The organism is Symmachiella dynata (assembly GCF_007747995.1).
Classification (GTDB): Bacteria; Planctomycetota; Planctomycetia; order Planctomycetales; family Planctomycetaceae; genus Symmachiella; species Symmachiella dynata.
Genome location: NZ_CP036276.1, coordinates 3,069,419 through 3,081,412 on the forward strand (window position 1 = coordinate 3,069,419; position 11,994 = coordinate 3,081,412).

Here is an 11,994-nt window from a genome sequence, read left to right on the forward strand (position 1 = left end):
TCGGGACTGCGCAAAGGTCACGTTCAATGGTAGTGCGAAGGGAGTCTGGGAAATGCAAAAGTCTGACCGACTTGTGTTGGTCTTAATGGTGGGTGGCGTGCTGGTCATGTTGTTGTGGATGATACGCGCCGCGAATCTGTTCCCCTCCTCAGACTCGCCCCAACCCGGGTTTGGCCTCGCTCCGGGAGCCCCGGCCCCGGCCATCAAGGCCGTCGGTTGGATCAACGGTGAAGCCCCGACTGCGGAATCACTCGAAGGTAAAGTGGTTGTTGTGGATGCTTGGGCGTATTGGTGCGGCTACTGCATGCAGGACGCACCGGAATTGATCGCACTCTACAAAACCTATGAGGGGCAAGAAGACGTCGTTTTTATCGGGCTGACCGCAGAAGGTGAAGCAAACTTAAGCGACTCGCGGGAGTTTGTAAAACAGGCGGGGTATCCGTGGCCCAACGGTTACGGCGCCTACGAAACCATGCTGCAATACGGCAACAGCTACTTGCCTGCTGCGTGGGTGATCGGCCGTGATGGCAAGGTCACTTGGAACTTGGGGATGGAGCACATCGAAAGCATGAAAGAAGCGATCGACCGCGCTTTGGCGACTCCGCCCCCCAACGCTGCTCCAACCGAAGAAGAAGCTGCAGCCACCGCCGATGGCCCTAAAAACGCCGCTGACAGCGCTGATTCCAATGAATCCCCAGCCGAGTAACACTCCTATCGGTAGACAACATCCACAGGGATGGTGATAATCCTTGTTCGCTGAAAATCGGCCACCGACGCGTGTTTTTGTGGTTGTTTTGGCGAGATCAATGCCGGGCGTTTTCTTTTCAGCGGTCCGCCAATACCAAGCCATTGCCCTCGCATTCGGCGACGCAAACACGATTTGCTGCCTATCTTTTCTAAGAATCCAACAATCGAATGGCCGACTCTCTTTCTCCATCCCGCATTCAAGAATTGCGGGACCGACATTACAACGCCACCGTGGTGGACCTGCGGCTCATCCATGACGAATTGATGGTCATCCGCATCCGCCCCGACGAGCCCTTCCCGCAATTTCGCGGCGGACAATATACGGTCATCGGTCTGGGCAACTGGGAACCGCGCACTTCCGGTTCGCAAGCGGAGCAACTCAGTGAAAAAGACCTGAAAAAGGTCGTCAAGCGCGCCTACTCCATATCCTGCCCGGTCCTTGTGGATGGCAAATTGGTAGCCGCTCACGATATGGATTATCTCGAATTTTATATCGCCCTGGTCCGTGTCGCCGATCGCAAGCCACCGGCGCTGACACCGCGACTGTTCGCGCTCAACAGCGGCGATCGGTTATTTCTCGGCGGCAAAATTACCGGACATTACACGCTGGAGCAGGTCGCCGATGACGATGATGTAATCCTGCTGGCCACCGGAACCGGCGAAGCGCCGCACAACGCCATGCTCGCTGAACTGCTACAGCGCGGGCATCGCGGTAGGATCGTTAGCGCTGTCTGCGTGCGGTACCGTAGCGATTTGGCCTACATCGACACCCACAAACAGGTCGTCGCCGATCATCCCACGTATGCCTATTGTCCAATGACCACCCGGGAGCCGGAAAACCTCGACGAAGCTCACCCCAATTATGTCGGCAAGCAATACCTGCAAAAGTTCATCACGTCCGGCGAACTGGAAGACGCACTCGGCCATCCGCTGAACCCTGCCAAAACGCACGTCTTTTTGTGCGGCAATCCGGCGATGATCGGCATCCCTGAAATCAACGACGGTCAACGCGTTTATCCGCAGCCGACCGGTGTGATCGAAATTCTTGAACAGCGCGGCTTCCAAGCCGACGAAACCGGCGCGCCGGGCAATATACATTTTGAGAAATACTGGTAATGGGTTATACGGATTTCGATTTTCTAGTTTAGGATTTCCCACGCAACCCCCTTCCCCGACGAAAGGTCCCCTCCCCTCATGGGTGAAGTCTTTACCCCACTCGATCTGGTGATTTTCTTTGTGGCCTTGATCGTGGTGATGGGGGTCGGCCTCTATGCCGGACGCAAGGAAGAGACCTCAGGCGATTACTATCTCGCCGGTCGTAGCGTCCGCTGGTGGGGTGTCGCCGGGTCGATCTTCGGCAGCAACGTGAGCGCCAACCACATGGTCGGCATGATGGGGGTCGGCTTTACGATCGGCTTCGCTCAAAGCCACTTCGAGCTAGGCGCCATCGCCGGTTTGATGCTGCTCTGTTACGGGTTTTTGCCAGTCTATCGCAAGTTAAACCTCTACACGCTCTCCGAATATTTGGAAAAGCGCTACGACGCGCGGAGCCGTATCAGCTACGCCGTGATCATGGTGCTGATCATGGTCGTCGTCCAAATGGGACCGGGCCTCTACATTGGTGCCCGTTCGATCTGCCTCGTTCTGGGGGGCGACGCGGTGCATGAAGTCGAAGCGGAAGGCGCCGACGAGGGGCTGACGAGTATTCAGGTCAATACAAACTACTATTACGGATTCGTCATCGCGCTGTCAGTCGTCGCAGCCGCGTATACGATTCAAGGCGGACTCAAAGCGGTCATCATGACCGACGTGCTGCAATCGGTGCTGCTGTTGGCTGCGGGGCTGGTCGTCGCTTGGTTGACCTTCCACCGTTTGGGAGGCTGGGGCGCAATGATGTCGCTCGATGCCGCTCAAGATGGTGCGCAAAAAATGCACCTGTACCTCCCTTCGAACCACGCACAACTCCCCTGGACCGGTGTGCTCACCGGCCTGATGGCGATGCACTTTTTCTACTGGGGGACGAATCAGTTCATCGTACAACGCGCCCTGGGCGCGCAGTCCGATGCCGAGGCGCGATTAGGAATCGTCACCGCTGGGTTTTTGAAGCTATTGATCCCGTTTTTCAGCATCTGCGGAGGCGTGGCCGCGTTTTATCTTTTCCGTCGCGAATTGCCCGAAGAGAAGATCGACTCCGATGCGGTTTTCACCCGATTGGTGCTGTTGATCATCCCAGCCGGTTACGGCATCGTCGGACTGATCTCTGCCGGCGTGATCGGCGCGATCTTGTCCTCGGTCGATTCGATGATGAACTCTGCCGCCACCATCGTGGCGGTCGACCTCTATCAGCGTTACATCAATCCCCAGGCGACCGACCGGCAGATGATCTGGATCGGCCGCGTGGCGATTGTGGTCTTTGTCATCATTGCGGCGCTCGTTGCAATATTTATCCTCGACCCCAACTCAACGGACAATTTCTTTTTACAAATCGCCAACTATCAAAATTACTTTACTCCCGGGCTGTTGATCGCGTTTGCCATGGGCATGTTTTGGCGGCGCGGCACCGCCACGGCCGGTTTCGCGACGATTGTCGCCGGCGTGGTGTTCTCCTGGGGTGTCGAAGCGGGTTACAACCACTACGTCGGCGGCGGACTGAGCCGCGAGGCATACGAATTGGTGCTCAACCCCGACCAACTCGAGAATATGACCGAAGAAAAAGTGTTCCCCGAGGAACTAAAAGGCATGACCCACGAGCAGCGCACGGAATTCCTTGCTACCCAAGAATCACAGATGTCGACCACCGTGCGATATTTTGGACCGCAATTGAACTTCTTTCACCGCGTCGTGTTTGTTTTGGGACTCAGCGCCATCGTCTATGTCCTGGTCAGTTTTGTAACGCACCGTGATCCCGAAAAGGAACGCTACACTTGGACCGATCTGGGGGGCCATGCGCCCGAAGATTTACGCCACATTTTCCTGGCCATCCTCGCCTCCATCCTGGTCTTCGCCCTTTTAGGTACGCTGTTGTACCACGACATCCTCACCCCATTGCTCTCAGCCAGTATGGCGTTCCTTTGGACCCTTGTATTATTCGCGCGAGCGGCGGGAACTTCGATTGCCAAACGACTCGCCTCCGGTAACAAAGATGCCGGAAGGTCAGCCATAGTCCTGTGGATCACCGAAGACCGCCTCTGGGCCGGACTGCTCTGCGGCTGGGCGGTGTTTATGATGTATTACTTCAAGTGATCCCATCACCGACGGTCCGCTCAGATCAACTCAGCAATCGGCGCACCATTCGGCAGAATAGGCGTGGGGCGGCCGCCGTGGTCAGGGAAATGCGTCGTCAACGGTACGCCGAGGTGTTTGTACCATGTGGCCAACAGATCGTTGGGCCTCACCAACCGGCTGAGGACTTCGTCCCCCTTGGAATTCGTCGCCCCCACCGCTTGGCCCATCGGCATGCCGCCGCCGGAGAGAAACACTGACATCGTGCGGCCCCAATGTTCGCGACCCGGCTGGCCTTTAAAATTGCTCAACCGTGGCGTATGCGACATTTCTCCCATCACGACCAACAACACATCATCTTGCAGACCGCGGGAGTGGATATCCTCCACCAGTGCTGAGACGACTTGGTCGAGCACCGGCAGGCGGATTTTCATTTGCTCAAAAATATTCCACACCGACGCATGGTCATCCCAACTGAACGCCTTTTGTCCGGGAACCGTTGCAAAGTCAATGGAAACAATCCGCGCTCCCGCTTCGACTAATCGTCTCGCCAGCAGACAACGCTGCCCCACCGCATGCCGTCCGTAACGGTCACGCGTGCGCGGATCTTCGCGGCCGATATCAAAGGCCTCCCGAGCAGCATCGCCGGTCAGCATGGCGACCGCTTTGTGGTTGAATTCATCCACCGAATCCATCATCCCCGACGCATCGACGTCGCGGCGGTATTGGTCGAATTCTTTGAGCAAGTCGAGTCGCTGCGCGAATTGCGGTTTGGTCATCCCGGCCAACGAGGTATTCGGTACGCTGAATTTGTCGGAGTTGGGATCCGCTTTGACAACAAACGGATTGTGCGCCGTTCCAAGATACGCGCCGCCTTGATAGCGCGTAAAAGGCATGGCAACCAACGGCGGCATCCCATCGACGCGGCTCCCCAGGAGTTTGCCCGTGACGGCAAACAAGTCAGGATGATCCGGGGCATATGGAGGCTGTTCCAAGGCGTTGCCTGGATAGCCCGATAACATCGTATGCGTGCTATTCACATGCCCCGGGCTGTCGTGACTGATCGAGCGGACGAGAGCGAACTTGTCGCCCAGCCCGGCCAATTTCGGCAGGTGCTCGCTGATTTCTAAACCAGGAACGTTCGTCGCAATCGGATCGAACTCTCCCCGAAATTCCGCTGGCGCTTGCGGTTTGAGGTCGAACGTCTCCATGTGACTCGGACCGCCCCACAGCCACAGCAAAATGATCGACTTGCCGCCCGTTGCGGATTGCCCAGCTGAAGCGGCCAAACTTTCGGCGCGTAACAAATCCGCCAACCCTAAAGCGGACCATCCCACCAATCCGGAGCGCAAAAATGTCCTGCGACGCATTGTGCCGATACAAGAAGTAGGTGGCTGTGGGGAGTGCGTCATCTCAAAAGGGCCAGTGAGGTTATTTGTAAGCCGGTATTAGGAAACAGGTGGTCGATACCTTATTGAACATCTGCGAAAAATAGTCTTCGGCATAAACAACAACCGCCGGACTGTCATATCAGCAGATGTCGATCTATCTTACTTAAAACCACCCGCTTTGCCAGTCCGATTGAGCGACTTCGCCGACCAGGAGCGGTTTAATAGTTATTGCCAACATGCCAGGCGAGCCTCGATGCCTGCCCACCCCGAGTTTCCAGTCCCACCCTGGGCTTCTCACCACCTGTCAGATCATGTAAAAGCAAAAACGCAATAGGCCGATTGGGCTGGGTTTTTGAGCGAAAACAGAAAGTGAAGCCGATGTTCCGGATGACCGTGCGCTGCTTGTTGTTAGTCGTGATTTGCGGAGTGTTTACCACGCCGTCGAACGCTGCCGATGCGTATTCGCTTGTCGAAGACTATACGAATCCCCGCGAATTCGCTGTGACGGTCGAAATGAAAGTCACCGGCAAGATGCAAGCTTCCGCCGGTGATAAAAAAACGGCGATCAACATGAAGCTGAACGCCAATGCGGAACTCGATTACGATGAGCGGCGCTTACCCCCTGCCGGACGGGATTCCCGGGCACTGCGCTGCGTGCGGTATTATCGATCCGCGCATGCCAACATCCAAGTCGACGGTCAAACCACCTTGCCCAGGCTGCGACAAAAAAACAAATTGATCGTCGCCGAAGGACAACCCAACGGAGTGCGGTACCACAGCCCGGAGCGTCCCCTGTACTTCACCGAATTGCAATTACTGGGTGCTCCCGGAGACAGCCTGGCCGTTCTGGCCCTGTTGCCTAGCCGCGATGTGGAAATCGGGGAATCATGGAAGCTCGAGGATTGGACGGCTCAATTCTTTACGTCGCTGGAAGCTGTCGAAAAGGGGGGGATCGAGTGTACGGCCAAATCGTTGGAGAACGATTTGTTGCAGGTCCATTTCGCCGGCGAGTTGACCGGCGCCATCTATGGCGCCTTTACGACTGTCACGGTCGACGGTGATTTCTGGTTTGATGTGAAGAATCACTATGTGACAAAAATGGAACTCAAACAATCCGAAAAACGGACCATCGGCGTGGTCTCGCAAGGTTTGGATGTCGAAGCTCAAGTCACCATGAACCGCACCCTCAAATCGGGTGAAAAATCGTTGTCGGACGAATCGCTGGCCGGCGTTCCCTTGGAACCGAATCCGGCGAATTTGCTGATCGCCTTCGATTCCAATGCCTGGAACGTCCGCTTTTTCCACGATCGTTTGTGGCACCTCTACAAACACGAACGGGACGCCGCTGCTTTTCGACTGGTCGATCACGGCAGTTTCCTCGCCCAATGCAAGATCGCCCCGCTCAAATCAGCAAAGCCGGGCAAACACCTTTCCGAAGATCGATTTCTCAAAGACATTCAAACGACCTTGGGAGACCAGTTCCACGGCGTCACGTCGGTCGAGCAGGTCAAAGGCAAAGCGGTCGATGGTGAAGAGGGACGTTACATCTATCGCGTCGAGACCTTCGGAAAAATCGGCGACCATGAAGTGACCTGGATCCACTACCTGATTGCAGCGCCGGATGGACGTCAAATCGCGTTGATTTTCACGGTGGGCAAAGACGTTCAAGAAAAATTCGAAGGCCGCGATCTCCAACTCGCCACCAGCGTCGAATTCCTGCCCGTTGCCAATTCGGCTCAACAAGCGGCTGAACCGACACAAGCTGATCGGACCAAATGACCGCTGGACGTTAAAACCGTCACAATCGGTGATTTTGTGACCCGATCTGTTGTGAAAAGACAACACTGACCGTCCCCGCAAGCCGCCTGCGGGCTACGTTTTTGGTGTAACGGGCCACCTTGCTACACCTACTGAGATGCGGTCGTGGGTGCGCCTTCACCACAGCGATTTTCATAACGGTCAAATGCAATGAATGCTTCAATTTCAAGCGAACTGGGAAACATCAGTTCCTCGTTTTGGATCATGGTGTTGTTGGCTGTTGCAATTGCCGCAGGAACGGGATTCGCAGCCGGAATCTTCTATGCGCGTTGGAGCGACAAACGCTCATTCTCAAAAGCGCGGGCCGGTGTGGCTCAACTCTTTCAAACCGTGATCTCCACCATCGATACCGCGCAAGAGGTTTGTCGCCTGTTGGAAAAATGTCCCGGGACGTTTCTAAAGCCCAATCAAACCGAGCAATTGGTCCAGAAACGCAACGGCTTATTAGAGGCGATTTCCGGTTTGGTGCGACGTCACGATCCCAGCTACGATGCGACCCCCTCACCGGTTGTGGCCCCTTCCCCTGAGCCGACGCCGTTTAACGTCGAGTGGACGATTGAACCGACTGACCCGGCAACCGGATTACCGGGACGGCAGGCATTCGACGAGAACCTCGCACTGTTGATGAACGCCGGGCAAGAGAGTGAACGGACAAGCGGTCTGCTATTGATTAAGATCGACAAGTTCGAAAATCTCCGGAGCCGCCTCGGTGTGGGAGACAGCGACAAGCTTGTCAAAAAAATGATGGCCGTCGTCTGCCGATCCGTCCGCGATGAGGATTTGGTCTGCCGCTATTCCGCTGACATGCTGGCCATCTTGATGCCTGACACCGATCCTGAAACCGGACGGTCAGTCGCCGGAGCCGCCCGAGATTCCATTCGCGCGTATCATTTTCGCGTTGAGGAGCATGGTCCGGAGATCTTTGTAACAGCCAGTTTTGGCTACACCGCTTGCCGCCCGCTGGATAATCCCGATCTCGCCGTCAATCGCGGTGCGGATGCATTGTCTAAGTCACAGCAGCGCGGACGCAATCAACTGCATGCGCATGATGGTCAATCGATCAAACATTGCCTCGCCGGCTGAGCCTTCCCGCTCCGATCGAATACACCAGAGAAACGCTCTTCTCTGGTGAAAAAGTCATTCCTGGGCCAGATTTTCCTTCCGCCACCGCTGCCATTTGTCGCGTGGTGATTGTCGACCGTTGAGTCGAATTCATGAAATCCGACCCAACAGCGGCACGACGTTGACCGTAAGCTATTTGAGCCGACTATATTAGGCTTTTTCCGCAACGGGCGGATGGTCAACTGCATCTTGCCTCGTTTTAGGATATCGCATAGGATCGATAAGTTCCCTAAGCCAAAAGCCTAAGGATCACTCGCGCGGGACGGTTTGACCGGCCCGAGAAACCCCGATTGGGCCAAATTCCGGGGTGGACCGTGGGACCAGTCGCCGAAATCAGACCTATTCATTCATCGCCACGGACAAATTGTGTGATGCCCATGAACTTAAAATCGCCATATCGCGTTGTAATCAAATTCTCGCTGGCTGTCGCCTTACTGGTCGCCACGGCTTATGGGGCGTCTCGCCTCAAAGAAGCACCCCAAGGGCAGACGCGGGTCGCGATGCTGGTGGCGAAAATGGTCGAACGCTTTCACATCAGCCATCAGTCGATCGACGATGACGTCTCTGAGAAATTCTTGGAACGCTATCTAAAAGATCTCGATCCGCGGAAATTGTATTTCACCAAGGCCGATGTCGAACTGTTGCGCCAAAAATCCAAATCCTTGGATGACGAGATCAAAGCCGGCGATGTCAGCTTTGCATTCACAACCTACAAACTTTTCACGCATCGGCTATTGGAGCGGATTAAAAAAGCTCAAGTGCTGATCGACAGTGAGCACGATTTCAATGCCGACGAAGAAATGGTGGTCGATGCCAAAGAAACGGACTGGGCCACCGAAGCAGAACTCGACGAACGTTGGCGCAAGCAAATCAAGTATGACTTGCTGGTCCTGAAATTGGGCGACGACGCCGATGCCGACAAAGTGGCCGAGGATGCCGGCGCAGTGAAACGGGACGACGAAGATGCCCCCGCCAAAACTTTGGCAGAGGCCAAAAAACGTCTCCACAAACGTTACGCCAATATCGTCACGATGACCAAGCAGACCGAGCCGGAACAGATCTTGGAAATGTTCCTGACCGCTCTGACGACCACCTTTGATCCGCACTCAAGCTACATGTCCGCCTCGACGCTGGAAGAGTTCCAGATCGCGATGCGACTGAAGTTGCAAGGAATCGGTGCCGCACTGCGGGTGACCGACGGATACACGGTTGTTGCGGAGGTTGTCCCCGGTGGCGCTGCGGACGCGGACGGTCGCTTGAAAGAGGGAGACAAAATCATTGGTGTCGGGCAAGGTGAGGATGGCGAAATCACCGACGTCGTGGAAATGAAACTCTCCAAAGTCGTCAAAATGATTCGCGGCCCCAAAGGGACCGTGGTCCGGCTGCAAGTCAAACCGGCTGACGGCAGCGAAACGAAAATCTACGACCTGACCCGCCAAGTCATCGAACTGAAATCTTCACGCGTGACGGGTGAAATTATCGATACTGGAAAACGTATCGAAGGTCGCCGTGAAAAAATCGGCGTGATCAATATCCCCTCATTCTATCGAGACTTCGACGCTGCCCAAAATGGCGTTGCTGATGCGTCAAGTACCGCCACCGATGTCAAAAAGGTGCTGCGATCGTTCGCTTCACAAGGCGGCGTCGATGGCATCATTATTGACTTGCGAAATAACGGCGGCGGTGCATTGATCGAAGCGATCGACGTTTCCGGATTGTTCATCGATGATGGTCCCGTTGTGCAGGTCAAATCGTCAACAGGACGCGTCGAAGCACTGGACGATGAAACATCAGGTGTCGCTTACAGCGGACCATTGATGGTGATCACCAATCGTTTGTCCGCCTCCGCCTCCGAGATTTTTGCCGGTGTGATCAAAGATTACAAACGGGGAATCCTCGTCGGTGATACCACAACGCACGGTAAAGGTACGGTCCAAAGCGTACGGCCTGTTGATACGGAATTCCGGCTCAACAAATCAGAACCGACCGGCGGTGCTTTGAAAATTACGATTCAACAATTCTATCGCGTGAACGGCGATAGCACGCAAAACCGCGGCGTCACAACCGATGTGTCGCTCCCGTCGCTGATCGACCACTTCGACATCGGCGAATCATTTTTGGACAATGCCCTGGAGTTCGACCAAGTCAGTCCAGCAGACTATGCCGCGACTGCAGCGGTCAATCCTGAAATTATCTCCGCACTGAAAAAGGATAGCCAAAAACGCGTCCTAGCGGACAAGGGATTCCAACGCGATGAACGCGTCATCAGTCGCTACCTGAAACGTAAAAACCGTAAGACGGTTAGCCTCAACGAAGAAGAGATGCGGCGTGAACGCGAGGAAAGCAAAGCGGACAAGGACGAAGAAAAAGACGATACCGAGAAAAAACCGGGTGAAAATAAACCCAAGGAAATTTTCCCCGACAAACATTACAACAACGAAGTGCTGGCCATTATGCTGGACTACATCGATTTGCTGCACAAAGGCACAACCGCCAAAGCACGCTAATCTGTCCAGCAGAACTTGCTGACGCTCACCCTAAAAAAGGAGGTGGTTTCGAATTGAACCGCCTCCTTTTTCTACGCGCCGACAGGCTGCAGATTCTTTCAAAATATCTCGCGCCACTCGACGTTGTCCTCTCGACTTTCTAAGATACCGGCATGATTGCCATCGAAGCTGACAACCTGACAAAAATCTATCGCGTTTACCGTAAGCGCGAGGGCCTTTTTGCATCGGTCAAAGGGCTGTTTCACCGCGAATTCAAAGAAGTCCATGCCGTCGAAAACGTCAGTTTTCGCATCGACCAGGGTGAAATGGTCGCCTTCTTGGGCCCCAACGGCGCAGGAAAAACGACCACGCTGAAACTGCTGTCCGGGCTGATTTTTCCCACTGCTGGAACGGCTACGGTACTGGGCTATGTCCCTTGGCAACGAGATAATGCCTACCGCCGACGTTTTTCGCTGGTGATGGGCCAAAAGAACCAACTCTGGTGGGATCTGCCAGCGCAAGAGTCGTTTCAGCTGCACAAAGAAATCTATCGCATCGAACCGGACGTGTTTAAAAATCGTCTGGACGAATTGACCGATCTGTTGCAAGTCCGCGACCTCGTCGGCCAACCGGTCCGCGAACTCTCCTTGGGCGAACGGATGCGGTTAGAACTCATCGCCGCTCTACTGCACGGCCCCGACGTGCTTCTATTAGACGAACCAACCATCGGCCTCGACGTGATATCGCAGCGGAAGGTGCAAGAGTTCCTCAAATTCTATCAGGACGAGCGCAAGTTGACTGTCCTGCTTACAAGCCACTACATGAAGGATGTGGAGGCCCTGTGCAAACGAGCAGTGATCATCAACGAAGGAGTGATCAAGCACGACGGCCCGCTCGAGGAAATCGTCGATCGCTTCAGCACGCATAAGGTGATCGAACTACAATTCTCCGGCACAACCATTCCTTCCGATTTGGCCGAATTCGGCGAAGTCTTCGACGAAAAGCCGCCACGGGTCAAAATCAAAGTCCTCCGCGCAAAAATTCCCGTCGTCCTCACCACCTTGCTGTCACGGTACTCGATCGAAGACGTCAGCGTCAGCGATCGCCCCTTGGAAGAGGTGATCGCTGAAATGTTCACCGCCACGACGGATGAAAAAGAACCAGCCGCTATGCCAACCGGCTCCGCATAGCCGATTACATCGACTGTA

The 11,994-nt window shown here is 55.0% G+C and carries 8 protein-coding genes; 7 read left to right on the top strand and 1 reads right to left on the bottom strand.

Annotated features, from left to right (window positions below):
* The first annotated feature begins 52 nt into the window (after nucleotides 1-52).
* The 3 genes from Mal52_RS11890 to Mal52_RS11900 all read left to right on the top strand — a co-directional run bounded on the left by Mal52_RS11890 (nucleotide 53) and on the right by Mal52_RS11900 (nucleotide 3,990).
* Entirely contained in the window at nucleotides 53-706 is a 654-nt protein-coding gene (locus tag Mal52_RS11890) for a TlpA family protein disulfide reductase (protein ID WP_197534846.1), read from the top strand.
* Nucleotides 707-915: 209 nt separating this feature from the next.
* Nucleotides 916-1,863: a ferredoxin--NADP reductase gene (locus tag Mal52_RS11895; protein ID WP_145376316.1), complete on the top strand. Its 948-nt coding sequence runs from the start codon at nucleotides 916-918 to the stop codon at nucleotides 1,861-1,863.
* Between the two features lie 78 nt (nucleotides 1,864-1,941).
* Nucleotides 1,942-3,990, top strand: coding sequence for an SLC5 family protein (locus Mal52_RS11900; RefSeq protein ID WP_145376318.1), 2,049 nt, complete (start codon nucleotides 1,942-1,944; stop codon nucleotides 3,988-3,990).
* A gap of 20 nt (nucleotides 3,991-4,010) precedes the next feature.
* Here Mal52_RS11900 and Mal52_RS11905 read toward each other — a convergent pair whose 3' ends face one another.
* Entirely contained in the window at nucleotides 4,011-5,339 is a 1,329-nt protein-coding gene (locus Mal52_RS11905; RefSeq protein ID WP_197534847.1) for a DUF1501 domain-containing protein, read from the bottom strand.
* Nucleotides 5,340-5,729: 390 nt separating this feature from the next.
* Here Mal52_RS11905 and Mal52_RS11910 point away from each other — a divergent pair, with 390 nt between their 5' ends.
* From Mal52_RS11910 to Mal52_RS11925, 4 genes are all read left to right on the top strand, one after another.
* Complete coding sequence (locus Mal52_RS11910) at nucleotides 5,730-7,139, top strand: hypothetical protein (protein WP_145376322.1); 1,410 nt, start codon at nucleotides 5,730-5,732, stop codon at nucleotides 7,137-7,139.
* 189 nt (nucleotides 7,140-7,328) lie between these two features.
* Nucleotides 7,329-8,261: a GGDEF domain-containing protein gene (locus Mal52_RS11915; protein WP_145376323.1), complete on the top strand. Its 933-nt coding sequence runs from the start codon at nucleotides 7,329-7,331 to the stop codon at nucleotides 8,259-8,261.
* Nucleotides 8,262-8,671: 410 nt separating this feature from the next.
* Nucleotides 8,672-10,807 (top strand): carboxy terminal-processing peptidase, encoded by a 2,136-nt coding sequence (locus tag Mal52_RS11920; RefSeq protein WP_231962629.1) that lies wholly within the window; start codon nucleotides 8,672-8,674, stop codon nucleotides 10,805-10,807.
* 152 nt (nucleotides 10,808-10,959) lie between these two features.
* Nucleotides 10,960-11,976, top strand: coding sequence for an ABC transporter ATP-binding protein (locus Mal52_RS11925; protein ID WP_145376325.1), 1,017 nt, complete (start codon nucleotides 10,960-10,962; stop codon nucleotides 11,974-11,976).
* The last annotated feature ends 18 nt before the right edge of the window (nucleotides 11,977-11,994 follow it).